27 protein-coding genes and 2 riboswitches are annotated in these 25,710 nt (G+C 37.8%); of the genes, 19 read left to right on the top strand and 8 right to left on the bottom strand.

Annotation, left to right across the window (positions count from 1 at the left end; all coding sequences use genetic code 11):
• Positions 1–13 precede the first annotated feature (13 nt).
• The 3 genes from MKX72_RS12825 to MKX72_RS12815 all read left to right on the top strand — a co-directional run bounded on the left by MKX72_RS12825 (position 14) and on the right by MKX72_RS12815 (position 1,656).
• Positions 14–598: a cysteine hydrolase family protein gene (locus MKX72_RS12825; protein WP_033579113.1), complete on the top strand. Its 585-nt coding sequence runs from the start codon at positions 14–16 to the stop codon at positions 596–598.
• Between the two features lie 94 nt (positions 599–692).
• Complete coding sequence (locus tag MKX72_RS12820) at positions 693–1,184, top strand: GNAT family N-acetyltransferase (RefSeq protein ID WP_033579112.1); 492 nt, start codon at positions 693–695, stop codon at positions 1,182–1,184.
• A 103-nt stretch (positions 1,185–1,287) separates the two neighbouring features.
• Complete coding sequence (locus tag MKX72_RS12815; protein WP_033579111.1) at positions 1,288–1,656, top strand: hypothetical protein; 369 nt, start codon at positions 1,288–1,290, stop codon at positions 1,654–1,656.
• Between the two features lie 36 nt (positions 1,657–1,692).
• Here the strand turns inward: MKX72_RS12815 and MKX72_RS12810 are convergent, their stop codons facing one another.
• Positions 1,693–3,132: an amino acid permease gene (locus MKX72_RS12810; protein ID WP_047750873.1), complete on the bottom strand. Its 1,440-nt coding sequence runs from the start codon at positions 3,130–3,132 to the stop codon at positions 1,693–1,695.
• 102 nt (positions 3,133–3,234) lie between these two features.
• Positions 3,235–3,419: riboswitch (Lysine riboswitch) on the bottom strand.
• A gap of 174 nt (positions 3,420–3,593) precedes the next feature.
• Positions 3,594–3,694, top strand: a riboswitch (TPP riboswitch).
• Between the two features lie 32 nt (positions 3,695–3,726).
• Between MKX72_RS12810 and thiT the strand changes: the two genes are divergently transcribed.
• The 9 genes from thiT to MKX72_RS12765 all read left to right on the top strand — a co-directional run bounded on the left by thiT (position 3,727) and on the right by MKX72_RS12765 (position 13,762).
• Entirely contained in the window at positions 3,727–4,335 is a 609-nt protein-coding gene (gene thiT / locus MKX72_RS12805) for an energy-coupled thiamine transporter ThiT (protein ID WP_047751853.1), read from the top strand.
• 156 nt (positions 4,336–4,491) lie between these two features.
• Positions 4,492–5,910, top strand: coding sequence for an ethanolamine ammonia-lyase reactivating factor EutA (locus tag MKX72_RS12800; protein ID WP_154988673.1), 1,419 nt, complete (start codon positions 4,492–4,494; stop codon positions 5,908–5,910).
• A 26-nt stretch (positions 5,911–5,936) separates the two neighbouring features.
• Entirely contained in the window at positions 5,937–7,307 is a 1,371-nt protein-coding gene (locus MKX72_RS12795; protein ID WP_099331053.1) for an ethanolamine ammonia-lyase subunit EutB, read from the top strand.
• A 14-nt stretch (positions 7,308–7,321) separates the two neighbouring features.
• Entirely contained in the window at positions 7,322–8,035 is a 714-nt protein-coding gene (gene eutC, locus MKX72_RS12790) for an ethanolamine ammonia-lyase subunit EutC (protein WP_049164845.1), read from the top strand.
• A gap of 21 nt (positions 8,036–8,056) precedes the next feature.
• Positions 8,057–9,406, top strand: a complete 1,350-nt coding sequence (gene eat, locus MKX72_RS12785) for an ethanolamine permease (RefSeq protein WP_048019249.1) — start codon at positions 8,057–8,059, stop codon at positions 9,404–9,406.
• A gap of 139 nt (positions 9,407–9,545) precedes the next feature.
• Positions 9,546–10,478: a TcaA NTF2-like domain-containing protein gene (locus MKX72_RS12780; RefSeq protein ID WP_028413175.1), complete on the top strand. Its 933-nt coding sequence runs from the start codon at positions 9,546–9,548 to the stop codon at positions 10,476–10,478.
• 47 nt (positions 10,479–10,525) lie between these two features.
• Positions 10,526–11,722: a TcaA NTF2-like domain-containing protein gene (locus MKX72_RS12775; RefSeq protein ID WP_155008079.1), complete on the top strand. Its 1,197-nt coding sequence runs from the start codon at positions 10,526–10,528 to the stop codon at positions 11,720–11,722.
• A 381-nt stretch (positions 11,723–12,103) separates the two neighbouring features.
• Complete coding sequence (locus tag MKX72_RS12770; RefSeq protein ID WP_155008080.1) at positions 12,104–13,186, top strand: tyrosine-type recombinase/integrase; 1,083 nt, start codon at positions 12,104–12,106, stop codon at positions 13,184–13,186.
• 141 nt (positions 13,187–13,327) lie between these two features.
• A complete protein-coding gene (locus MKX72_RS12765) occupies positions 13,328–13,762 on the top strand; it encodes a hypothetical protein (RefSeq protein WP_013083346.1) in 435 nt (144 codons plus the stop codon).
• Between the two features lie 36 nt (positions 13,763–13,798).
• Here the strand turns inward: MKX72_RS12765 and MKX72_RS12760 are convergent, their stop codons facing one another.
• Complete coding sequence (locus MKX72_RS12760; RefSeq protein ID WP_155008081.1) at positions 13,799–14,251, bottom strand: MarR family winged helix-turn-helix transcriptional regulator; 453 nt, start codon at positions 14,249–14,251, stop codon at positions 13,799–13,801.
• Positions 14,252–14,449: 198 nt separating this feature from the next.
• Between MKX72_RS12760 and MKX72_RS12755 the strand changes: the two genes are divergently transcribed.
• From MKX72_RS12755 to MKX72_RS12745, 3 genes are all read left to right on the top strand, one after another.
• Positions 14,450–15,238: an HAD family hydrolase gene (locus tag MKX72_RS12755; protein ID WP_033579103.1), complete on the top strand. Its 789-nt coding sequence runs from the start codon at positions 14,450–14,452 to the stop codon at positions 15,236–15,238.
• A 204-nt stretch (positions 15,239–15,442) separates the two neighbouring features.
• Positions 15,443–15,742: a hypothetical protein gene (locus tag MKX72_RS12750; protein ID WP_155008082.1), complete on the top strand. Its 300-nt coding sequence runs from the start codon at positions 15,443–15,445 to the stop codon at positions 15,740–15,742.
• 184 nt (positions 15,743–15,926) lie between these two features.
• Positions 15,927–16,436: a hypothetical protein gene (locus MKX72_RS12745; protein ID WP_155008083.1), complete on the top strand. Its 510-nt coding sequence runs from the start codon at positions 15,927–15,929 to the stop codon at positions 16,434–16,436.
• 94 nt (positions 16,437–16,530) lie between these two features.
• Here the strand turns inward: MKX72_RS12745 and MKX72_RS12740 are convergent, their stop codons facing one another.
• The 3 genes from MKX72_RS12740 to MKX72_RS12730 all read right to left on the bottom strand — a co-directional run bounded on the left by MKX72_RS12740 (position 16,531) and on the right by MKX72_RS12730 (position 19,806).
• Positions 16,531–17,814 carry an Nramp family divalent metal transporter gene (locus MKX72_RS12740; protein ID WP_028413180.1) on the bottom strand — a complete coding sequence of 428 codons (1,284 nt, stop codon included), beginning with the start codon at positions 17,812–17,814 and terminating at the stop codon, positions 16,531–16,533.
• Positions 17,815–17,970: 156 nt separating this feature from the next.
• Positions 17,971–18,909: a PD-(D/E)XK nuclease family protein gene (locus MKX72_RS12735; RefSeq protein WP_230624648.1), complete on the bottom strand. Its 939-nt coding sequence runs from the start codon at positions 18,907–18,909 to the stop codon at positions 17,971–17,973.
• A gap of 402 nt (positions 18,910–19,311) precedes the next feature.
• Positions 19,312–19,806: a hypothetical protein gene (locus MKX72_RS12730; RefSeq protein ID WP_155008084.1), complete on the bottom strand. Its 495-nt coding sequence runs from the start codon at positions 19,804–19,806 to the stop codon at positions 19,312–19,314.
• A 416-nt stretch (positions 19,807–20,222) separates the two neighbouring features.
• On the opposite strand from MKX72_RS12730, the gene MKX72_RS12725 reads away from it, so the two are divergent.
• Positions 20,223–20,723 (top strand): GNAT family N-acetyltransferase, encoded by a 501-nt coding sequence (locus MKX72_RS12725; protein ID WP_048019258.1) that lies wholly within the window; start codon positions 20,223–20,225, stop codon positions 20,721–20,723.
• Positions 20,724–20,758: 35 nt separating this feature from the next.
• Here the strand turns inward: MKX72_RS12725 and uraH are convergent, their stop codons facing one another.
• Genes uraH through MKX72_RS12710 form a run of 3 tightly spaced genes read right to left on the bottom strand, consistent with a single transcriptional unit; the run spans position 20,759 to position 22,974 of the window.
• A complete protein-coding gene (gene uraH, locus MKX72_RS12720; RefSeq protein ID WP_033579098.1) occupies positions 20,759–21,115 on the bottom strand; it encodes a hydroxyisourate hydrolase in 357 nt (118 codons plus the stop codon).
• Positions 21,112–21,639, bottom strand: coding sequence for a 2-oxo-4-hydroxy-4-carboxy-5-ureidoimidazoline decarboxylase (uraD, locus tag MKX72_RS12715; protein ID WP_028413185.1), 528 nt, complete (start codon positions 21,637–21,639; stop codon positions 21,112–21,114). The genes uraH and uraD overlap by 4 nt, the downstream gene beginning before the upstream one ends.
• A gap of 12 nt (positions 21,640–21,651) precedes the next feature.
• Positions 21,652–22,974, bottom strand: a complete 1,323-nt coding sequence (locus MKX72_RS12710; RefSeq protein WP_155008085.1) for a nucleobase:cation symporter-2 family protein — start codon at positions 22,972–22,974, stop codon at positions 21,652–21,654.
• 269 nt (positions 22,975–23,243) lie between these two features.
• Between MKX72_RS12710 and MKX72_RS12705 the strand changes: the two genes are divergently transcribed.
• From MKX72_RS12705 to MKX72_RS12695, 3 genes are all read left to right on the top strand, one after another.
• Positions 23,244–23,831 carry a lysophospholipid acyltransferase family protein gene (locus MKX72_RS12705; RefSeq protein WP_154988683.1) on the top strand — a complete coding sequence of 196 codons (588 nt, stop codon included), beginning with the start codon at positions 23,244–23,246 and terminating at the stop codon, positions 23,829–23,831.
• A gap of 20 nt (positions 23,832–23,851) precedes the next feature.
• On the top strand, positions 23,852–24,337 hold the full coding sequence (locus MKX72_RS12700) for a hypothetical protein (RefSeq protein WP_028413188.1): 486 nt from the start codon (positions 23,852–23,854) through the stop codon (positions 24,335–24,337).
• A gap of 219 nt (positions 24,338–24,556) precedes the next feature.
• Positions 24,557–25,630: a branched-chain amino acid aminotransferase gene (locus MKX72_RS12695; protein ID WP_154988686.1), complete on the top strand. Its 1,074-nt coding sequence runs from the start codon at positions 24,557–24,559 to the stop codon at positions 25,628–25,630.
• Positions 25,631–25,710 lie beyond the last annotated feature (80 nt).

The following is a 25,710-nucleotide window of genomic DNA, read 5'->3' as shown; positions in this document are numbered from 1 at the left end:
GAAGATGATGCTTATGCTACGTTCCCGGCCAGTGTTGCTACTTATCGATGTACAAGAAGGGTTTTATTCACCCCAGTGGGGAGAAAGAAACAATTTAGATGCAGAAAAGAATATGCTGACGCTACTGCAAGCATGGAGGCGCCAAGACTATCCTGTCATTCACGTGCAGCATGCATCAGAAAATCCAGACTCTCCTTTACATCCAAGTTCAAAGGGGTTTCAGTTCAAAGAAGGATTTGGTCCACAAGAAGACGAATACTTAATTCGCAAGCACGTGAACAGCTGTTTCATTGGAACAGAGCTAGATAGCTATTTAAAAGCAAATGGCTATGATACGCTTATCTTAATAGGACTAACTACTAATCACTGCGTCTCTACGACTGCGCGCATGGCTGGAAATCTAGGGTATAGGACGTATGTTGTGAACGATGCAACGGCCTGTTTTGATTGTATGTCCTACGATGGAAAAACCAGACTTCTTGCAGAAGATGTACATACATTCGCACTGTCTTCCTTGCACGGAGAGTTTGCAACGGTCGTTTCTACAAAAGAGACTCTTCAAGTCCTTCAAACCTTTCAATATGCCCAAAACCAATAACCGATGTGCATACGCACATCGGTTTTTTATGTAGATTATGTTTCTTAAAAGAAGTAAAATAAAGATAATTCTATACTATAAGGAGTTTGTACATATGATCATTCGTTATGCTAAAGAAGAAGATTTACCTATGCTTGTTGAAATTTATAATCAGTCCGTTCAAACAAGTGCTGCTACTTTTGACTTAACGCCTGTAACAGTAGAACAAAGAAGGGGCTGGTTTAATAATCATATTAGCAATGAACTTTTTCCACTTATTGTCGCGGAAAAAGATGGAGTAGTAGCGGGCTATGCTTCGCTTTCCTCGTATCGAGATAAAGAAGCGTACATTCAAACAGTAGAGCTATCGATTTATATTGATAAAAATCAACAAGGGCATGGTATTGGGAAACAGCTTATGAAGCGCATTTTGGAATTAGCTAAAGAGCTCGACCATCACGTTGTCATTTCAGGAATTACAAAAGGGAATGATATCAGTATCAAAATGCATGAGCAATTTAATTTTACATTTTGCGGAGAGTTTAAAGAAGTGGGCTGGAAATTTGATCAGTGGCAAGATGTACTTTTTTATCAGCTTATTTTATAAGATGTATGACACCTTTACACATTGTAACGTTTTAGTTTCATGTGTAAAGGTTATTAAAATAATAAGTTGTTTTATTATTTTAATACGAAAGGTGTTAGCTATCATGAGTACACATTTTCAATATCAACATCTAAGAGCTGTGCCGAAAAGATGGTCCCAAAAAGAACTGCATATCCAGCTGAATAGAATCAAACACAATTCTGAACTATCTACTATAGCAGCAGATCCGCTTTTTCATCTGTTAGAATGTACCCGTTCAGGCCTTCAAACTAAACAAGAAATCATAGACTACATCCAAACCATTCCTAATCACCAACTTCCATCTTTTGCAACTCATTTAAGCAGGTTAATTCAGCGTATTTATTATATCGAAGCTGCTGATTACTATAACCGTCCCCTCAAAGGTTATATGCTTGTTATGAAAAACCAACCCGCTTATATATCTCTTCATTTTGCCGATCAGCTCATATAAAAAAAGCGCTCTATTCAAAAGAATAGAGCGCTTTTTTTATTCGTATTTTTTCACTGTTACTTGACATTCTTTTAACGGGATAAGCTTCGACTTTTTCGTCCATTTGTATCCTAACCAAACAATTAAGAATAAAGGAAGTCCGATATAAGAAACAAGTACACCGTACCAGTCAATTGAGTCACCCATAAACGCCGAATAGTTTTGGCCTAAAATAACAACGGCACATAAAATAAAGGCAAAGATAGGGCCAAATGGGAAAAGTTTTGCATGATATGGAAGTTCACTCAAATCATGACCTTGAGCAACAAATGCTCTTCTAAAACGATAGTGGCTGATCGCAATTCCTAACCAAGCAATAAAACCAGACATACCAGAAGCGTTAAGTAACCACGTATATACCGCACCGTCTCCAAAAAATGAAGCACCAAATGCAAGTGTACCGACAAGTGCCGTTGCGATTAAGGCATTAACTGGAACGCCTCGTTTATTCACTTTTGCTAAGAACCTTGGTGCTTTTCCATCTTTGGCTAAGTTCCACAGCATACGCGTAGAAGCATACATACCTGAGTTACCAGCAGATAAAACAGCTGTTAAAATAACGGCATTAATCGCTGATGCTGCAAACGCCAGACCTGCTCGTTCGAATATTAAAGTAAACGGACTTACTCGCACGTCATCACTTGCTAATGAATTCGCTGTGTATGGAATAAGCATTCCAATAACAAAAATAGCTAAAATATAAAATAACAAGATGCGCCAGAAGACTTGTTTAACTGCGCGAGGAACCGTTTTTTCCGGATCTTCACTTTCTCCAGCTGCGACTCCAAGCAACTCTGTTCCTTGGAATGAAAAACCAGCTGCCATAAAGATACCTAGTACAGTGAAGAATCCACCGTGAATCGGTCCATCACCAAGCGTGAAGTTTTTAAAACCTGGTGCTTCATTGTTAAAGATACCAAAAATCATCATAATACCAATAACTAAAAAGATAATAACCGTTACTACTTTAATTAACGAAAACCAAAATTCAGATTCACCAAATCCTTTTACAGAAAGGTAGTTAAGCCCAAACATAATTAATAAAAACAGGGCACTCCATAAAATAGAAGAAGAGTTCGGGAACCAAAATTTCATAATAAGGGCTCCAGCAGATAATTCAGCTGCAATCGTAATAGCCCAGTTATACCAGTAGTTCCAGCCGAGAGCGAAACCAAAGGATGGATCTACAAAACGAGACGCATACGTACTAAATGAACCAGCTTCAGGCATATAAGCTGCGAGCTCTGCTAGACTGGTCATCAAAAAGTAAACCATTACGCCAATAATAGCGTAAGCTAAAAGCGCTCCCCCAGGTCCTGCTGTGTGAATTGCTCCACCACTTGCTAGGAATAAGCCGGTTCCGATGGCTCCTCCTAATGAAATCATCGTTAAGTGGCGAGATTTCAACCCACGTTTTAATTCTTGCTGCTCTTGCATAGATAAATACTCCTTTCGAATGTACGGAAAGAGACGGGATAACATAAAAAAAGCCCGCAGTATATGTGCGCGCTTTTAAATCTGAAAACCGCGTCAACCTTCCGTGAAGATAGCTCTTCACATCACTCGCATGATGTGACAGTTCTGTTCCTGTTCGGAGACAGCCCCAGCTTAAATCAACCGAGAAGTGATTTAAACTTCGGCAATTTTTCCTTTCAAGCAACATCCTCAATGTTCTCTGCATTTCCGTTACTTTACTATTAAAAACTGCGACCTCTACCTCATCGATTAGGATGAGGGTTTTTTATATTCAATTGACATAAAAGAAGTATAACAAATACTAAAACGATTGTCATTATAAAAAATAGATTCAGAAAATAGAAACATCTTTGAAATCTCTCGAATCTATTTTGTTACGTATGGTATAATAAACATTGTCTTTATACTACATAAATATCCAAACGTACCACAGGGGGAGCCGCCGTGCTGAGAGTGAACGAAATGTTCAGACCCTTCGAACCTGTTAGTTAACGCTAGCGTAGGAATGTGGGAATAGTAGCATATATTTGCTTACTCCTGTGTAAACCGTTTGATATGAATGATTCAAAAACAGGAGTGAGAAACGTGAATAAAGCATTACCTTTACAGGCTAAAATTGAAATAGCTATTTTTGCAGCATTGGCACTTCTACTTGACCTTTTGCCTTCAATTAAAATTGCGACGGCTGTGAGCATTTCGTTCTCCATGGTGCCCATTTTTATTATGTGCTTTCGCTGGGGAGTAAAAGGCGGGGCTCTATCTGGTCTATTATGGGGGCTTTTGCAGTTAGCCACAGGAACAGCTTATATTTTAACAGCGCTACAAACATTTATTGAATATATTGTAGCTTTTGCTTTTATAGGTTTTGGAGGTATTTTTTCACAATCTATTAAAACAAATTTAGCTACCAATAACAGATCAAAAGCTTTTGTTTTAATTGTTTTATCCCTTATTATCGGCAGCTTCGCACGTTATTTCTGGCACTTTATTGCTGGTATTATTTTCTGGGGATCGTACGCACCAAAGGGTATGTCCGCTCTGTGGTATTCTTTTTCAATGAACGGTATTTCAATGGTAGGGTCACTAATAGCCTGCTTAGTCATTCTTTCATTGTTAATTCCATCGGCATCAAGAATGATTGTAACTAAATCACACTCATCATAAGAAAAAAGACTAAATCTGCCAAGATTTAGTCTTTTTTCTTATTTGTCACCTTTGTTTACACAAAAGTGTGTCAGGTTTGATAACATAGTTAGTGAAATATTCAAAAAACTGTTTTATGATAGTCAACATATTCAAACGAGATAAAGGATTGATCGTATGCTACAGAAATGGATCACGAGCATAGGTTTAGATATTGGAACAAGCACAACAAAACTGATTGTAAGCAAACTGTTAATAGCAAATCAACAAAATCAGTTTACGCTGCCAGGCTGTCAAATTATTGATCGTCGCGTAACGTATGCAAGTTCCATCTATACAACACCTATGGTAAACGAGGTTGAAATCGATGTTCGAAGGTTAACGCTATTACTAGAAAAAGAGTACAAAAAAGCAGGGATCTCCTTAGATCAAGTGGAGGCGGGTGCTGTGATCATCACAGGAGAAACGGCTCGGAAGCAAAATGCAGAGAGTATCGTTCACTATCTAGCTGAACACGCTGGGAATTTTGTTGTTGCAACAGCTGGTGCTGACTTAGAAGGAATGTTAGCGGCAAAAGGATCGGGAGCAATCGAACATTCTGCTGAAACCAATAAAGTGATTGCCAATATTGATGTAGGTGGAGGCACTGCTAACATCGCCTTATGTCAAAATGGAAAAGTGATTGAAACGTTTACCCTGCATGTAGGCGGAAGATTAATTCGACTAAACGAAGATGGTATTGTTACCTACGTTTCGTCTTATTTAACTGAATTTTTAAAAAATAATTCTCTGATGCTTCAAGAAGGCGAAAAAGCAACATTTGAAAAACTCTCGTCTATTTGCAAATTGCTAGCTAAAGAAACCGTGGATTATGTGAGCGCACTGAAGCAAACCTCTTTGCTGCTCGTTTCCCCTCATACAAGATCTTCTACTCGGCCAGAGACAATCATGGTCTCGGGAGGAGTAGGAGCCATGATAGAGAAGGAGAAACCAAAAACAGTGAAGGAAGTGGCCATACACGGAGACATTGGTCCGCTGCTAGCTTATCAGTTTCAAGCCATACAGGTATCTCAAGCCGCTGAAACAACGCGAGCCACTGTCATTGGAGCTGGTATGCAAAATACAGAAGTTAGCGGATCAACCGTATACATTAAATCAAAGCGGCTGCCACTAAAAAATATTCCGATTATAGAGATACCCGTACAGCAAGAGGAGGAGTGGAATCCGCAGCTGTTTCAAGAAAGAGCTCGAACGGCATGTATGCAGGCTTCAACTGTTTTCAGCGCAGAAGATCCTCCCGTTGCTATTGCTTTATCTCATTTCCCTTACTGCAGCTATATAATGCTGCAAGAATTAGCAAAAGTAATAAGCGCTGAATTTGGTGCTTGTTTTAAAGGAGCTAAGTGCCTCGTTGTTTTATGCGAGCAGGATATTGCTAAAGCTTTAGGACAAGCACTAGCCAAACAGGAGAACGAATTAGAAATTATTTGTTTAGATCAAATTGACTTTACCCACGGAGATTATATCGATCTAGGGTTACCCGTAGCTGGAGAGGCAATCTCTGTTTCGATTAAAACACTCGCTTTTTCATCATAATCAACTGAACATACAAGGAGGAAAAGATGTTTAAAACTACCCGGTTGTTAGGAGAAACATTTTCATTTTATAGCTTGAAAGAAATTATGGCCAAAGCAAACGAAGAACGTTCTGGAGATCAGCTCGCAGGAGTTAGCGCTGAGTCAATGAAAGAACGAATGGCAGCCAAACAAGTGCTAGCTGATATCACACTTGCTGATATTCGAAATTACCCGCTGCTAAGCGCAGATGAAGACAACGTCTCGGCATTAATCGAAAGTCAGGTTGATTCATCAGTTTACGACATTATTAAAAATTGGACAGTAGGGGAGTTAAGAGAATACATCTTATCTGATGAGCATACCGGAGAAGACCTTCTTGCGCTTAGCAAAGGGTTAAACAGCGAAATGATTGCGGCAGCTACTAAAATTATGTCCAATTTAGATTTAATTCAAGGAGCTGCCAAGATAGAAGTGCAAACTACTTGTCAAACGACTATCGGTCAAAAAGGCGTATTGGCTTCAAGAGCCCAGCCTAATCATCCTTCAGATAACTTAAAAGGAATGAGAGCATCTCTTTACGAAGCGTTAAGCTATGGAATTGGAGATGCGGTTATCGGAATTAACCCTGTTATTGATACAACGGATAATATCTACGCGCTTTTAAATGAAACAAAAAATATAATCAACGAATGGTCGATTCCTACTCAAAACTGTGTATTATCACATGTGACGAGTCAAATGAGAGCAATCGAAAAAGGAGCAGCTGCTGACTTGATTTTCCAAAGTTTAGCAGGCACAGAAGCCGGTAATGATTCATTTGGGATTTCACTGTCTATGCTCGATGAAGCGACAGCGTTAATTCATGAAAAAGGGACAGCAAAAGGTCCGAACCGCTGGTATTTTGAAACAGGACAAGGTTCTGAACTGTCAGCAGAAGCCCACTATAATATTGATCAAGTAACGCTCGAAGCTAGATGCTATGGCTTAGCTCGCCACTACAAGCCTTTCTTAGTTAACACGGTTGTTGGATTTATTGGACCTGAATATTTATATAACAGCAAACAAGTCCTGCGAGCTGGGCTAGAAGATCACTTTATGGGCAAAATGCACGGCTTGCCTATGGGAGTAGACGTATGTTACACCAACCACATGGATGCTGATCAAAACGATATGGATAATTTAAGTATGCTTCTAGGAACAGCTGGGGTGAACTTTGTAATAGGAGTGCCCATGGCTGATGACTGCATGCTAAACTATCAGTCTCTTAGTTATCATGATATCGCAACCGTGCGCAATGTACTCGGCCGTACCCCAACGCCGTTATTTCAAAAATGGCTTGAAGATCAGCGTATTATGGAAAACGGACGCTTCACATCAAGAGCTGGAGACCCAACTATTTTTATGAATTTGATTTAAGGAAGGTGCTTACTATGATACCAAAGTCAAATCGCGATCCGCTTGAAACACTTAAACAATTTACCCCTGCCCGCATAGGTGTTGGCCGTACGGGAACAAGGCCGCTAACAAAAGACGTTTTATCTTTTCGCACAGATCATGCCGCAGCCGTAGACTCTGTATACGGCTCAGTTTCAGAAGATATTCTATCTGAGTTTAACCTTTTTTCTGTGAATACACGCGCGGAGTCAAAAGAACATTATTTAAAACGGCCGGATCAAGGGAGGTTATTAGCAGATGACGCTAAGAAAGAGATTTTAAAAAACTGCGTGCAGCAGCCTGATGTACAAGTAGTGGTATCAGATGGACTGAGCGCTAAGGCAATTGAAGAAAACATGAGCGACGTGTATCCTGCTTTAATTGATTCACTGGAGTCATATGGACTTCGTATCGGGACTTCGTTTTTTGTAAAAGGAGGACGAGTTGCATGTATGGATGAAATTGGTGAAATCATAAAGCCAAAAGCACTTGTGCTATTGATTGGAGAGCGACCTGGGCTGGTCAGTGCTGAATCCATGAGTGCTTACATGTGCTATGAACCTAGCAAAGGCAAAAAAGAGTCTGATCGTATGGTTATTTCTAATATTCATAAAAGAGGAACGCCTCCTATTGAGGCAGCCGCACATATCGGTACCATGATTGACAAAATGATTAAGCAGCAAACAAGCGGTGTACATCTTATTGTCTAAACATCAAAAGGAGGAGAACGTATGGCGTTACAAAAACAATTAAAACCTATTCATTTATGGGCTATTTCAGTTGGTATGGTTATTTCAGGACAATACTTTGGGTGGAACTACGGGTTTGAACAAGGCGGGATTATCGGACTTGCAATTGCAACCTTAATTGTAACCGTGTTTTACACAACGTTTATGTTCAGCTATGCAGAGCTTTCAACATCTATCCCGCAAGCTGGTGGACCTTCAGCTTATGCAAGAAGAGCACTTGGACCTTTTGGCGGATATATCGCCGGAATTGCATGCTTGCTTGAATTTATTTTTGCTCCTCCTGCTATTGCGGTATCAACAGGAGCATACCTGCACTTTCTTATCCCAGCCGTTAACCCTGTATATGCAACGGTAGGTGCCTTTATTTTCTTTGTTTTACTAAATTTAATCGGGGTAAAAGAAGTAGCGGTGATTGAGCTTACAGCTACCATTGTTGCACTAATTGGTTTATCTATTTTTTATGTAGCTGGTTTGCCTCATGTACAAACATCAAATATTTTCAACGCTCATTCATTTATTAACGGGCCAACAGGGGTACTAGCGGCTATTCCATTCGCTGTTTGGTTCTATCTTGCAATAGAAGGCGGAGCAATGGCAGCGGAAGAAGTGGAAAACCCTAAGAAAAACATTCCTAAAGGATTTATTGGAGCGATTATTACTCTTGCAACCGCAACGTTGTTTACACTATTTGTAACAGCAGGACTTGGCGGAGGAAGCGGAAAGCTAGCTGATTATCCACTTCCACAGGCACTGTCTTCTGTATACGGAAACGGCATTTCAACCGTTGTTGCTATTATCGGGCTATTCGGATTGATTGCTAGTTTAAATGGAATCATCATGGGATTTTCAAGACAAACCTATGCGCTTGCACGAGATGGTTACTTCCCTAAATTTCTTGCTAAAACGAATAAAAAAGGAGTTCCTGTCGGTGGTTTGTTGATTCCGGGAGCAATCGGTGTGATTTGTGCTGGATCTGCCACGTTTGCCAATGCTCTTATTATCTTATCTGTATTCGGAGCAATGATGATGTACTGCATCAGTTTAGTTTCTCTTTTTATTTTACGCAAAAAAGAACCTAACTTGTCTCGTCCTTTTAAAGTAAATTACCCGGTAGTGCCAAGCGTTGCTTTAGTATTAGGGATTTTGTGCTTATACAGCATTATAAAATACAGTGTGCTTACAACAAGTTTAATGCTGTTTGGTGTTTCTCTACCTTTAATGTATGTGATTCTTGGCATTTTCCTTCTTTCAATTATTTACTATGTTTTTTATGGTTCAAGACAGCTTAAAAAAGAGGCATCCAATTCATATCAAGAAGCATCTATTAAATAAGAAGAAAAACGGCTGCTGTAAGAGCAAGCCGTTTTTCTTGTGAAATTAAAGGGTTGAGCGTTTTTTTGTAGAATGATATACTAGGTCTGTTTGTTGGAAGAATATACATACATTTATATTAGATAAAGAAGGGGCAATTATGATGAACAAACGTAATACAATCATTATCACGGTTGTTTCATCTATTCTGTTATCAGCCTGTCAGCAAGAAGAGACAATAAAAGACGGAAATACAATGATAGTAGAAAAAGATGCAAAAAAAGTACTAAATGAACCAAAAACACAGGTAGAAAGCATTCAATCAATTGATTTGAATAAAGAAGCAATGAGCGGAAAATTTATCACAGCCTGGATGACTGATTATTTTTCAGCGTTCGGAAAAGCAGTTGATGACAACTCTTTTAATGATCTAAAAGCTTTTTTGAAAGCGGACAGTTCTTTTTATAAAGAGCAGAACCTTCTTGTTGAAAATTTCACACGACAAGGCATCGAGCAGAAGAAGCAAACGTTTCATATTGTCAATTGGTATGAAGAACCTAACCATGTGTTCAAAATACAAACCCACGAGGAAAGCTTATTAAAACAGCCCGGCAAAGATCCTTACAGCAAAGTTTGCGACCGCCTTTATACAGCTGTTTACCAAAACGATACGTTAAAGCTATCGAGTGTAGAACCATTCGACTTTTCATCTAAACCAAATACACACACTGAAACTCCCACTACACAAACAACAGATTTACACGACTACGATGGAAAATGGACCACTGGCAATGATAACGGATCTCCTATCATTCAATTTCTTGCTACATCCAACTCGGAAGCGACGATTAAAATAAATTCGTACCAGCCACCTAGCAAAATCCGCGTGTCAACCGTTGAACAAAAAAATATTCGCTTTGAAAATAACCAAGCCGCCATTGAATATGAAAATGATGGGCAAGGAAATAAAGGAACCATTGTCATTACGCTTAAAGAAAACTCCATTTCGTTACTTGCTAAAACAGTTCAACATAAAAAGGCAAAATGGGGAATTCCAAGCGGTGATTACGTACTCGATACGTTCGAAAATTAAAGATCCTTTTAAGAATAGACTAAATTCGGCATTGAGGAGGACACCTTATGCATAAAAAATGGACGATTGCATTCGTTCTACTGCTGCTAATGGTTTTGACGGCCTGTGAAGAAAAAGAAACAGTTAAGTTATCCAAACCAACCGAACCTTCCTCAGATGAAGTGATCCCAAAAGATCAAGCTAAGTCATCTACCAAGCCTGATCTTGTATCAGAAAAAAAAGCAGAAAAAACTGCAGTTGAGACGATGAATAAAATTTCAAGCACCTATAAAGAATTAGGTGAAGAGTATGAATGGGATAATGAATCTAACCCTGCTGATTATGAAACGTTAAAAAAAGCGCTAACGCCATATGCAACATCATCTTTAATTGCAACAAAGTTAAAAAGTATCTCCACTAACTATTACTGTAAAGAATGTAATATGAGCTTTTTCCCTGATGTTAATCATCTTATTCGATTTGAACTTATTAACAATCACGCCGGGCAATTTTCGGTGTCAGCCATTGAACCAATTAGTAAAGAAGGAAGCGGCGGACTGACCATTTACATGAATTTTAAATACGTTAATAAGCAATGGAAGTTAAATGAATGGGATGAAGTTACCTATCATCAAAAATACCTCAACATTACGGCTGATGAATATATGGAATACGTGAAGTCAATTAATCCTTCTAGTGATATTTCATACCAAGGCGAAACAACCCGCACAAATGAAAAAGGGGAAAAGGAAGAAATCATGGTTTTCAAAGAGAACCATACAAAGTATGCCATCAGCAAAAACAGCTCTCAGCGAATCGACGACTTTAAAGAAGATGAAAAAGAAAAAGAAGAGAAGGAAGAAAAAGAGTTTAATTTAAAAAATATCCCAAAAGTTGATCAAGAAACAGCAGATATTTTTATTGAACATTATTTGCGAGATTTAACAAAGTCCATTAACACAAATAAATTCGAACACGTACAGCCTTATATCCAGCGTGACAGTGTTTTGTGGAATGATCAAAAGCAGCTTGTGAAAATGCTGTATGAAAGAGACATTCGAGAAGAACTCGTTGATTATTCGGTATTAGACGTTGAACCTGTGAGTGAAGAAGAAGATGATGATGAAACGGTCTATACAATCCAAACAAAAGAAGTTATTTCCATTACAACGAACGGTCAAAGTCAAGAAAAAGAGTATTACCGAACGTATACCGTTTCTTACAGCAACAAACAGTTGTATCTGACAAAAATTGAATCACTTTAAAAAACATCACGCTTTGCGTGATGTTTTTATGTATACACAATTTGTGTAATTCCTATCATGATAGATTTTAACGTTCCACCATAAAAAGCAAATCTTTAGAAAGAGCATTTTAAAAAATACTTTACTATACTAACGCAAGATAACTCTTCCTTATCAAGCGTTCATATGATAAAGTAGAGTAATAAGCAGAAAATAGAATTTATTTTACATATAATGGATGTTTTTATTAAAATCTTAAAAAAAACGGCTTTCTAAATTGAGTTTTGAGAGGTTTTTGAAAAATTTTAATGGTATTTGTTGCAGTTTGATAAAAATTCGTTATATACAATTTTGGATCATTTAAAAGGTATTCATTTATTTGTGGTAATTAGGAGGGTTAAAATGGAAGAATTTGAATTATCGCCTGCGGAAAATTCGTTTCGCCAGCTAAAAGAGCAGTGGGAAGAGGCAGAGCTCTTAGATGAAGATAACAACTTGAATTTAAAGCACGTTTCAGATGAAGAATTTATTCAGCTCTTTTTTTCAATGCGTATTATCAAAAAATCACTTTCTCCTCATACGATCAGATCTTACAATCAAGACATGAAAACGATTCTGTCTTTTTTCTATGAACGAGAGATTACATTAAAATCGATTGGATTTATGGAAGTCAAATTATTTAATGAAGAAATGATAAATCAATATGCCAATCGCACTGCTGCAAGAAAACTAGAATTTTTTAGAAGAATGCTAGAGTTTGGACACGCTACTCATTTTTATCCTTCGCTGTATACGACGTGGATTGAAAAACCATCTATCGCAAAAGGACATTACAGTGATAAGGAAAGACAAAATCGTACCGAATACCGAGAGCTAACCGATCGCGAAGCCCAGGTGATTGTAAATGCGTTAGAATCCGTCGTGCGCATTCGCCAGCATGAAAAGGAATTCAAAGCGCGCAATCGCTTAATGGGAATGCTGTTGTATATGAGTGGAATGCGTTCAAGTGAACTGCTAAGTTTAAATTGGGGAAGCTTCCGCGAAGACCGCCGCGGAAATTTGGTTGTAGATGTGATTGGTAAAGGAAAAAAAGAACGCACTATTCCCGTGTTTGATGATGTGAAAGAAACGCTTTTCACTTATCGGCAAGCGTTAAATGAAAGCACCGAACTAAGTCCTTTTGACACTGAACCGCTTTTTTACTCCATTAAAGAGTATTATCGTACCGGCGAAAAAAAGCGATTATCCTATACAACGTTGTATCGAACGATTAAATCAGCTGTTTATAAAGTAAAAGGAAACGCGTCTATTTCTCCTCATTGGTTTCGTCATACCTTTATTACAAATAGTTTAGCTAATGACGTTCCGCTTGCGGTTGTGAAACAAGTAGTAGGGCATTCTTCTATTGCTACAACGAACGTTTATCTTGAAAAACTTCAAGAGGATACGGTATACGACGCGTTTCGAAAGTCGGGCTATCGCTAATCACTTATAATATTTTTATGTAAACTAAAAAATATATATTTTCATTTTTACTGCTTATGGGTATGAAATAAGTTGTATAAATGAATAAGTTACTTTTCCTACAATATAATGGTAGAAAGTCGATAAAGGAGGGAGCTACCTATGACGGCTAAACATCCGCTTCACTACCATTTCGGAGAAGTAACGGAGCTTTTTCATTACATATACGAAGTTTGTGAAACAGCAGGTATTTATATTGACTGGAGCGGAACAGCCCAAACCGTTCAGCTATATCGAAGTAAAGAATCTTTTTTATCCGGAGAACGCTACATCGGAGCGATTCAATATGAAGGGAGCAATCAGTTTCAAAAAAGATGGCCTTCTACCGTCAGTTTGAGATTTCGACGTGCAAACTTGTCGTTTATTTTAAAATATTGTTTAGAACAAATTGAAGACTACCGCAAAGACACAAATAAAGAACCCTTCATTAATCCAAATGCAGAATCCATCGCGTTTAAATTCACCTCTTTAACAGATGAAACCAAACAAGTGATTTCAAAAATTAAAGAAGTATTATGTATTGCCAACTACGTATAAAACCCCGCAGAATGTTACCTGTGGGGTTTTGGGTATTTAACGCAGGTTTTCTGCGTCTTGAAGCAATTGTTCGGCGCGGAATTCAAGTTTTTGTAAAGTGTCGGTATAAATCTTTACCTGCTGCTCGTTTAGCTGGGACGTTAATTCGGAAAATACCTGTTCTATAGCAGGCGTCACTTCTGTTTTTAAACGCAGGCCGTCTTCTGTTATTTGAATAAAAAACGAGCGGCGATCTTCTGGATTTCTAACACGCTGAATCCAATTTTGTTTTTCTAGTAAATCTAAAATTTTAGTCAGCGTCGCTTGATCTTTATCTGCTCGCTCAGCTAATTGCTTCTGTGTACTATATTCAGCTTCTGATACGCGCTTTAAAACGGTCCACTGTTCTGGCGTAATCCCAAAAGGACGTAAGTGTGCGGCAACGACTCTGCTTAAGCGCTTACTTGTACGAACGGTGGGAATGCCGAATATTTCTTCTAACGATTCCATATAAAACCTCCTGCATATATACCTGCTGTGATTATATCAGCTGTTTTTATTTCTGTAAATTTGTTTGTAAAGGTGATCCTTTATAAAAATAAATTTACACAATAAATTGCAAATACACTAGACTTATTGTGTGTATCCTTGTAATCTAGTGTAAGAATAGTTAAACTTTTTCAAAAACAGTAGGGGGTACACACATCCATGATTAAAGCGGTTTTTTTCGACCTAGATGACACGCTACTTTGGGATCAAAAAAGCGTAAAAGAAGCATTCGTTGCAACATGTACATATGCAAGTGAAAAATATAATCTAAAACCTGAAGAACTAGAAGAAGCGGTGCGTAAGGAAGCAAGAGAATTATATGCTTCGTATGAAACCTATGAATTTACGCAAATGATTGGCATTAATCCATTTGAAGGGTTATGGGGAAATTTTTTAGACGATCATGATCAATTCCGAAAAATGAAAGATATTGTTCCTACTTATCGAAAAGAAGCTTGGACTCGAGGCCTTCGTGCTCTAGGAATTCACGACGATGCTTTTGGAGCGGAATTAGCTGAACGTTTTCCATTAGAGCGCCGCAAAACACCTTTTGTATACGAAGAAACGTTTGAAGTGCTTGATCAATTAAAAGGAAAGTACAAGCTGCTGCTGTTAACAAACGGTTCACCTGACTTACAAAATACCAAATTAGATATTACATCAGAACTAGTTCCATATTTTGATGAGATTGTGATTTCAGGGGCATTTGGCCGGGGTAAGCCTGATCCATCTATTTTCGACCATGCTTTATCACTTATGGATTTAAAGAAAGATGAAGCGATCATGGTTGGAGATAATTTAATGACAGATATACTGGGTTCTTCTCGCGTTGGAATGAAATCTGTATGGATTAATCGTCACGATAAAGAGCGAAATGAAGTCATTCCTACTTATGAAATTACCCATTTAAGTGAACTGCATTCAATTTTAGATGAACTAAATTCGTAATACGAACAAACAAAAAGAGGCGTAAATCGTCTCTTTTTTTGTTGTAAAAACAAGTACAAAAGTCTCTGAAAGTCCTATATCCGTTCCAAATCTCACTGACTTCAGTCACTTTTTCTTCTTCCTGCATAGTAAACTAATCTTATCCTTGATTCCCAGATAAATACCATGTAGCATAGTATATAGACTAGTCATTGGAGGAATAACATGAAGAAAATAGTTACCAGAAGCCTTGTAGCGGCTGTTTTGTTCACAAGTCTCGCCGCTTGTGAAGACAAACAAGGCGATACGCACGTCACTTACAAAAACCCTCAGCCTAAACATGCCCCTGGAGCAGACACCATTTCAGCAACAGATGAAACGATGGCGCCTGTAAGTCGGGTAGCGACAGAAGATGAAACCGATGATCGATTAGCGTTTGGAGAACGATCAAAACACGGTCAATATTATGTTTCCACAACGGATGCACAATTTTATCCTGTTAAAGGAGCTAAACAAGAGTATTAATTACATATAGAAAAAACGCCTGTCTTTTGTTTTATAGAAAAAGAGAGTAGACATTAAACGTGTTAATGTAGTCAATTTTAAAAAGAACGTGTATCATTGTAAGTGCTGGTAACAAAAGTTGGACATAAAATGTGGATAAAAAGTTACGAGAAAGGAAAAGGTGCGTACATCACGTTAAAGACATATGAATCATAAACATACAAACACAAATACTGAATTCAGTAATAAAAAAATAAACATGCATTTAAATAGAAAACTATCAGCGGCTATCATAGCTGCCTTTCTTTTCGCTTTGCTTTTTTGTTTTATACCAGGGATAAAAGAGTCAATTCCCAATTTTACTATAAAGAAAAACAGTTCGCATTTCAGCGAATTATTTCCTTTATACCTTTTGTTCTTTACGCCCTTTTTTTTAATAATGGGGACGTTAGGCACAGTTATTGTTGATTTATTAGTCAGCGCTTTTGTTAAAGAACGCAGTAAAAAAATTGATTTTATCATGTCATTCATATTTCATGGTATTTTTGGATTTTTAATGTTTGAATTTGGAATGATGGGCGTCATTCTTATTTTTATTGTTGACCGTATTCTTTCAATCCGTAAAGAAAGCTACACTTATTTATATCCACTGGTTTGCTTAGTGGTGTCGGCTATTATTGGAACTCTTGTCCATTTCATTTCTACTATCGGCTAATAAAAATGCTAAAAAAGAGACCTCAAAGGGTTAGGTACTGCCTAACAATTGAGGTCTCTTTTTTTTAAAACACCATTTGGCTAAGTTATTTGCTTTACTGCGCTAACGTTTGATAAATCAAAAAGATATTTAAACAAATGACTAATGCAGCTATCACCCAAGCTACAGTAGTTGTTGCTTTATGATTAACCAACCCGCCCATGATTTTTTTATTACTTGTAAACATGATAAGAGGTACAAGCGCAAATGCAATTCCGAACGATAAAATAACTTGACTGACAACTAGTGCACTTGTTGGATTTACGCCAAGTCCGATAATCAAAAGCGGCGGAATAATTGTAATGAAACGACGAAGATATAAAGGAATTCTGCGTTTAATAAATCCCTGCATGATGACATCTCCAGACATTGTTCCGACCGAAGAACTTGAAAGTCCTGAAGATAATAATCCAACACCGAACGCAATAGCTGCAAAAGGACCAATTAAATGTTCAAATTGTGTAAAAGCCACGTCCAAATCTTGCACGTTTAGTCCGTTTTTAAAGAATAGAGCGGCTGCGACAATCAGCATGCTTGCATTAATTGCACCAGCGATAATCATGGCAATCACAATATCGATAAATTCAAAGCGGAAAATCGCTTTTTTCTCCGATTCTGTAGTTCCTACCACGCGGCGCTGCGTAAGAGCTGAGTGCAAATAAATCGCGTGCGGCATAACTGTAGCACCTAAAATTCCAGAAGCTAACAGCACGCTGTCTGTCCCGTGAAACTGAGGGACAAATAAGCCGTGGACAACACTTGCGCCGTCTGGATGTGCAAGAAACATTTGAGTCCCAAAAGCTAATACCACAATAAAAACCATTGCCGCAATCGCTGCTTCTAGCAGTCGAACACCTCGTCTTTGTAACTCTAAAATAGCAAAAGAACCTACCGCTGCGATGAGTGCAGCTGGGAACAAAGGAATATGAAATAATAAATAAATTCCAAGAGCAGCCCCAATAAATTCTGCTAAATCCGTCGCCATAATGACTAATTCCCCTTGGATCCAAAGCCCAAAAGAAACGAAGGACGGGAAGTGTTCCTGTGCTATCTCGGGTAAATTCAAGCCTGTTGCAATACCTAATTTAGCTGATAACGATTGAATTAAGACAGCCATTAAGTTAGAAATTAATACAACCCAAAGCAACATGTATCCGTATTGAGAGCCTGCTGCGATGTTAGTAGCAAAATTACCTGGGTCAATATAAGCAACCGCTGCGATAAAGGCAGGCCCTAAGAAAGGTAATAATCGCTTAATTCCTTTTGTTTTACCCGACAATACGTCTTGAGCACTTAGCTGCATAGCTGATAATGCTTTACTGCCGTTTTGATCTTTCATGTCTAGTGCTCCTTTCTTTGATGAACAATAAATAGCCCAAGCTAATTTTTTTATATGAAGTATAAAATGTTTCCTTAATGCAAATTATATGCTAGCAAAGGTTCTTTTGACAATAAAAAAGTTTAGCAAAAAATATAAATCATCTTCAGCTGTTTTTTATCCCGTTTGGCACAATTCTTTAAATGCACACCCGTGACAGGAGGAAGGCGTATCTGCTTGAGGGAAATGCTCAAGCGGAAGAGGCTGATTTACCTCTGAGTGTTCCAAAAAAGTTTTCATATAGTCAATGCTTGTATCGACTTGCCGAAGAACAGCTTCAATTTCGTGAAGAGTAAGCTGATACGTACGCGCACTGCCTGAAAGCAAGTATTCGTTTCGGACTTTTATCTGATCAACGGAAATATTATATTCAGCTAGCACGTAGAGAGCGTAAATTGCCAGTTGAAACAAATCATCTTTTGTTTGTTTACTTGTTTTCCAATCAACAATCGTAAATTCGTCTGTGACTGGATTTTTAAAAAGGGAATGAAAAGGCGCATATACTTTATGATCATACACATTTATAGAACGAAACGACTGAGGAGAATCTACTTCTAAAGAAGGTGAAGACACCACGTCGCAAAACGATTTACTTTGTAAAAAGTTATGTACACAAATGTGTACCCGCTTTTGCATGTCTTTAAGATCTTTTTTAGAAATATAGCCGTTTTCGTAGAATTCTAAAAGCATCTTATACTGAGCAGGCTTATGATACCAAAGCTCTCCATAGTCAGTAGAATCACGCAGTGCGTTATTTAGTAGCTGCTGTACTTTCTTCACTAAATTTTGTTCACCCGGGACAATCTGTGTAGATGTATAGTCAGAAATGGCTTCTGTAATCACCTGACGGACGGCTTGTCCTGCGTACATAGATAAAGTAGAAACCTTTTTTAAACGATAAGCGCTTTGAGACTGTGCAGAAGCGCTGTCAAGCCATCCGTTGTGTGAGACATAATAATGATATGCATACTTTCGTTTGCACTGTGTGATCATTTTATGCCTGGAATAGGACCATGAAAATTCAGGGAAATCAGTGATTTGAAACAAGCTATTCACATCCTTTTTCAAAAACTGCGCATAGGTTGGTCTATTAGTGTATTCGTATATGAGTTAAAATAGACTAAAAATGTAGAGAGTGAATAGCTACGCATGCATATTATTTTGTGGATTCTTGCGAAATATGTATAAATAGAAAAAACTATTTAAAAATTGGTTGCTTTTTTCTATGGCAGATGTTATATTAATAAAGCGATGAGCTAATTTGTGTAAGTCGAAGGACATGCTTTCGAGCTAAACGTGTGAATGTGGTCACACGGTCCCCGCCACAAACGCATCAAAGACGTCCTGCGTGGACGTCTTTTTCATTTTATAAAAAAGAGAGCATATTGCTCTCTTTTTTTGTGGTAACTTTTTGATCCCTTCTATAATTTCTGCCCCTTTTATTTACTGCAGCCAAACTTACTGTATTTGCACATTTGCCGCATATTGCATTGTTCCTCTTGTAGAGTTAATCACGATATCTACAACGTAAAAACCTTGATTTTCAGGAATCTTAAATTCATTATTTTTGACAAACAGCTTGGTTTTTTCACCGTTATTTTTCCATATATGCACGCTCACGCCGCGAATATAAGCGCCGTCTAGGTTGGGAAAATGGAGCTTAACCAATTGTTGCTGCTTTAAAGGGATACTTTTTTGCTGCGATATGTATGTATATAAATCATATACATTTATTTCTTTTTTTGTTGTTGAACGGCCGTTTGACCAGTTAATAGAACCTTTGTGAAGGTGATAGGTATGTTCGCTCACCGCAAGCGCAGCTTCAGGTTTATTTTGGTCGTATTCTTCCTCTAGAAAGAAAGCACTGTTCTTAAGTAAAAGTAAGAAGAACACCGTAACAGCTCCTAGACCGCTTAAGACATATACACCACATTTTGCGGGTTGTACTTTCATAATAATTTCCTTTCACAGACCAATAATTAAGGAGGATAGGTACATAAAATTTCCACTTTTTCTATTCTAAACGATTACAAGTGAAATTACATTTATTGCTTTCTTTCTTCACAAAAAACAGGATAATAGTCATGTTTTTTCTATAAAAGGTCTCCTTATATCCAATTCAAACCTATATAAAAGGAAGATAAATGGAAATTAAAAGAGGGAATCTAAAAAATTTACAGAAGTTGATAAGTGATTTAAAATTATACAGAGGAAAAAAGGATTTCAAAAAAAGGGAGATTAGTAGGTTTTTCGTTCTACTGCAGCTACTTAAAAAGCCGTATTTTTCGTAAGAAACTGTAAAGCTATATTTTATAAAGGTGAACCAATACATATACAAACAAAAGGGACACACAAAAAGGGGGATCAGCATGGAAATTAGAGAACTAGAATTACATGATGCTGCAAACTTTGTAGATTTGCTTAAACAGATTGAAGAAGAAAGTAAGTTTATGCTGTTCGAAAGCGGAGAGCGAAAGCTGAGTACAGATCAGCAGGAGAAAAACATCGAAATCTTTAAGCAGCAGCCAAACTCTACGATTATTGTAGCAGAAGAAAACGAGATGCTTGTGGGATATATAGCTGCAACAGGGGGCGAAGCTAACCGAAACGCTCACATCGCTTCTTTGACATTAGGTATTCGAAAGACGTTTCAAAATCAAGGAATTGGGACGGCTTTAATCGGTGCACTTGAAGAATGGGCGAGAGAACACCATATTCATCGTCTTGAACTGACAGTCGCTATACAGCATGAAAAGGCTCTTTCTTTATATGATAAAGTAGGATTTGGAATCGAAGGAACAAAGAAACATTCACTGCGAATTGGAGGTTTGTTTATTGATGAGTACTATATGTCTAAATTGCTCAACTAAAAAAAGAAACGACGTTTAAAGACGCCGTTTCTTTTTTAACTTCCTCTATAAATTTGGTACCCCCACGGTGACACAAGCAAAGGGATGTGATAATGTTCTTGTTCAGAAGACAATCCGACTCGAACAGAAACTTGATTTAAAAAGGGCGGATTTGTTGTTTGGACTTCTTGTTTTTTATAGTATTCCCCAATATGGAACAAAAGTTCATAATCTCCTGATTCAAACGCTTCAGAAGAGAAGAGCGGGTTTGCTAATCTTCCGTCTTCATTTGTAGTACCATGAGAAAGCTTTATTCGTTTACTTTCTGACTGGATGTGATAGAAATCAACTTTGACAAAAGCAGCCGGACATCCGTGAGTGAGGTCTAAAATATGCGTTGTAATTTTAGTCATGCTCGTTTCTTTGTCTCCTTATCTTCAGTAATTTTATCAGTTAAACGAAAGAAAGCAATTTTATATACTTCTTCTAAAGCTGTAGCAAACTCCGTTTGTTTGGTATTCTGTAAGCGACTTTGCATTGCCTCGTAAATATCTTCTTTTTGTTTACCTCGTACTGCCAAAATAAAAGGGAAAGGAAACTTTTCCATATACATTCCATTAAGAGAAGAAAACTGTTCATACTCATTTTGTGTTAAGTTTTGTAAGCCTGCTTTTGTTTGTTCTTCAGTAGAAGCAGATGTCATAGCGATATTTTCACCTAGATTTGGATGAGCTTTCAGCAACTTAAGCTGTTTTTCTACAGATGCTTGCGCTACAATTTCTTTCATCTTTCCATGAAGTTGTTCAACGGACGAGAAAGGGCGCTTAGAATAAGCCTCTTCTGCAACCCAAGGTGAATGTTCAAATATATCGCCAACTAATGAGACAAAATGCTGCTTGCTAAGCTGATTTACATACTGCACAGATACATTATTCATACTAAACCACCTTTACTTTACTTCTGAATAATCTGTCTTCTCTAAAGAGACAGAAGGTACTTTTTGTTCAACCGATGCGTTAAAAAAGAGATTTAATAAAATGGCAGCCAAGCTTCCCGTAATAACTCCATCGCTTACAATCACACGCAAAGCATTTGGGAGCTGGGCGAATAAATCGGGTACCACCGTTACACCAAGACCCAGCGAAAGAGAGCACGCAATAATCAGCAAATTTTCTTGTTTAGCCAAATCAACAGCGCTTAGCATTTTGATGCCTGATGAAATAACTAAACCAAACAACACGACCATTGCTCCTCCTAAAACAGGAGTAGGAATAATGGTTGTAAAAGCAGCTATTTTAGGAACAAGTCCCAATAATACGAGAATAAAGCCGGCTACTACCACTACATTTTTTGTTTTTACTTTCGATAATTGAACCAGTCCTACATTCTGAGCGAATGTATTGTAAGGAAAAGCATTAAATAGCCCTCCAAGAACAATGGCGATTCCTTCGGCACGGTAGCCTTTTGTAAAATCTTTTTCAGTTAATTCCCGATCACACAGTTTTCCTAACGCTAAAAATACGCCTGTAGACTCAATAATAATGACTAAGCATACGAGAATCATCGTTAAAATCGGTCCAATTTCAAAAGTGGGCATCCCAAAATAAAAAGGAGTGGGAATGTGCAGCCAAGAAGCTTCATTAAAGTTAGTGAAATTAACTTTTCCCATTAATACAGCGGCTATTGTTCCGGCTACAATTCCAATCAACACAGAAAGAGAACGAAGAAAACCGCTGAAAAATCGATTTAAAATTAAAATAAGCGCTAGAACACCAAAAGATAGAAGAAGATTAGAAAGAGAACCAAAATCTTTACTTCCTACTCCTCCTGCCATATTTCGGACAGCGGATGGTACAAGTGATAAACCAATCATCGTCACAACCGTTCCTGTGACAACTGGAGGAAAAAATTTAATAATTTTGCCTAAAAAACTTGCTGCCAGTACGATGAAAATACCACCGGCAATAATCGCTCCGTAAACGGCACTAACTCCATATTGAGTTCCAATTGCAATCATAGGAGTCACCGCTACAAATGAGCTTCCAAGTACAACAGGAAGGCCAATCCCAAACCACCTGTTCGTCCAAGCCTGCAGCAGCGTAGCTAGTCCGCAGGTCAGTAAATCAATGGCTACGAGATAGGCTAAGTCATGTGTATTTAAATTTAATGCGCGTCCTACCATCAGCGGAACGAGAATGGCACCTGCATACATAGCGAGTACGTGCTGTAATCCTAATGAAGCTAGTCGAAACGGCCGATTTTGGTTATTCACCTAAAAACCTCCTTTAATTATATCACATGTAATGTTAATAAATATTACATTTAGAATGATACATTAATAGTAAAATGTTTTTTAAGGGATGTCATTAGTCAAGTTGACCAAAAACAGAGGTTTCAATATCTACTTTTTTACAATATATAGAGAAGTAGGTAAGCTATCGTGTAAAAAGATGTTACATTTAGTTTTCAGTACCAGATATTAATATCAAGTGATATAATTTTGTATATATTTTCAAATAATAGAGGGAAGAGGAAATGTTTATGTATAATCTTGCGGCTCACGCATGTAAATTTTTATTAAAAAGAAGAGGCAAGCTTTACATAAGGAATAAAGAGTCTTTACCAACAGACACAGGTTTTGTGATCGCTTGTTCGCATAAGGGATGGGTAGACGTTGTAGCGCTTGGTGCGGCTATTTTGCCTCACCAAATTCATTTTATGGCAAAAAAGGAGCTTTTTAATCATATACTCACTAGTAATGTATTAAAAAAACTTAACGCATTCCCAGTAGATCGTAACAACCCGGGACCCAGCAGCATTAAAACACCTATTAAATTAGCAAAAGAAGGACATATCGTCGGGATTTTCCCTAGCGGCACGCGAACAGAGGAAGACGTTCCCTTAAAAAGAGGAGCAGTCACTATAGCGAGCATGGCAAAGGTTCCTATTGTACCCGCAGTTTACAAAGGACCCGCAAATGTAAAAGAGATATTTTCAAAGGAGCCCGTTGTCATTTCCTTTGGGAAGCCCATCTACCTTGCTGAAGGAAAGCTGACAAAAGATCGGCTCGCCGACGTGTCAAATCACTTAACAGCTTCAATTCATGCGTTAGAGGAAACAGAAAAATAACTTCATAGCGGAGGTGCATCATGAAGGATTGGGTACAGAGAAAGCTAAACGATGTGATTAGTGATGATGTGCAGGCGAAAATGAAAGAAAAGATGGCTGAAAGCGGTGTAACCGTTCCTATATCCGCTTCTATGCTCATGCGGATTTTTCAAAAGCAAATGACAAAGCAAGATCAAATTCAGCAATTTTCTATTTCATTTCAAGACTCCTATATTCACGTGAATGGAATTATTAAAAAATTTCTGGTGAGAATTCCATTTTCTATTGTGCTAGAACCTCTTGAAGCCAAAGAACGTACGCTTGTATTCAAAATCCATGAAATGAAACCTCTTAATCAAAATTGGATCAACTATCGAATTTTTCATAAGCCGCCTGTTACTACGTATGAAGAAAAACAAATTCATATCAACCTCAATGAAATTGATAAAGTGAAAGTCATTCCAGTAGGGAAAATCAAACAATTTTCAATACAAGATGAAAAGCTTCGAGTGAAAATTGGTTTATAAATGGTTGTAAATAAAATGTAGAAATAGTTTTTTTAGAAAGAAAACCTTTTCAATTCAGCACTTAATTCGATTAGGTGCTATTTCTTTATAATTTTTATAAAATTTTTAGAATTTTTCGTCTCTAACTATTGTGACACGCTTCCCTAAAGTTGTACAATGTAACTTATATAGAGGTTTAAGCGAAAAACCCGTAAATATAAAGAGCAAGGAGAAACAACTATGACAACTTATTCAATCGATGTAACACTAAGTCAAACAAAAAAAGAAAAGCCGCAATCTGATCAATTGCAATTCGGGAAAGTCTTTACGGACCATATGTTCATTATGGATTATACAGAAGGCCAAGGATGGCACGATGCTCGTATTGTACCTTATCAACCTATCACATTAGATCCGGCATCCATGATCTTTCATTACGGGCAGTCTGTTTTTGAAGGACTAAAAGCATATGTAACAAAAAGAGAGCAAGTATTATTATTTAGACCAGATGAGAATTTCAAACGTTTAAATAAATCAAACGATCGTCTTTGTATTCCTCATGTTGACGAAGACTTAGCATTAGAAGCGTTAAAACAGCTGATTAAAATTGACCGCGAATGGATTCCTACTGCTGAAGGTACATCACTATACATTCGTCCATTTGTCATCGCGACAGAGCCTTACTTAGGAGTAGCGCCATCTGACCGCTACCAATTTATCATTATTCTATCTCCAGTTGGCTCATATTATAAAGAAGGGATTGCTCCTGTAAAAATTGCGGTTGAAAGCGAATTTGTTCGTGCTGTAGCCGGAGGGACAGGGACTGCTAAAACAGGCGGAAACTATGCTTCAAGCTTAAAAGCTCAGCAGCTTTCTGACTCAAAAGGCTATTCACAAGTACTGTGGTTAGACGGAGTTGAACGCAAGTACATTGAAGAAGTAGGAAGCATGAATATTTTCTTCAAAATTGATGGAGAAGTAGTAACGCCATCTGTGAACGGAAGCATTTTAGAAGGAATTACGCGTAAATCCATCATTGAGTTGCTAAAACACTGGGATATGCCTGTAACTGAGCGCCGTATTTCTATGGAAGAAATTAAGCAAGCTTATTCGGAAGGCAAACTAGAAGAGGCATTTGGAACAGGTACAGCTGCAGTTATTTCTCCGATTGGCGAGCTATTTTGGAATAACGAGAAAATGGTCATCAACGGTGGAAACACAGGAGAAGTATCACAAAAACTGTATGACACTCTAACAGGTATTCAAAATGGTACAGTGGAAGATCCATTCGGCTGGGCAGTGGAAGTGGAATAAATTTCGGTAATCGAATATCTTTTTACGTAAAAGAAGCGGGACAGCTCCCGCTTCTTTTTTTGTTGATTATCGAGTAGTTC

It is taken from the genome of Priestia sp. FSL R5-0597, assembly GCF_038006305.1.
In the GTDB taxonomy this organism is placed as follows: domain Bacteria; phylum Bacillota; class Bacilli; order Bacillales; family Bacillaceae_H; genus Priestia; species Priestia zanthoxyli.
This window is presented reverse-complemented; position numbering and strand designations above follow the sequence as displayed.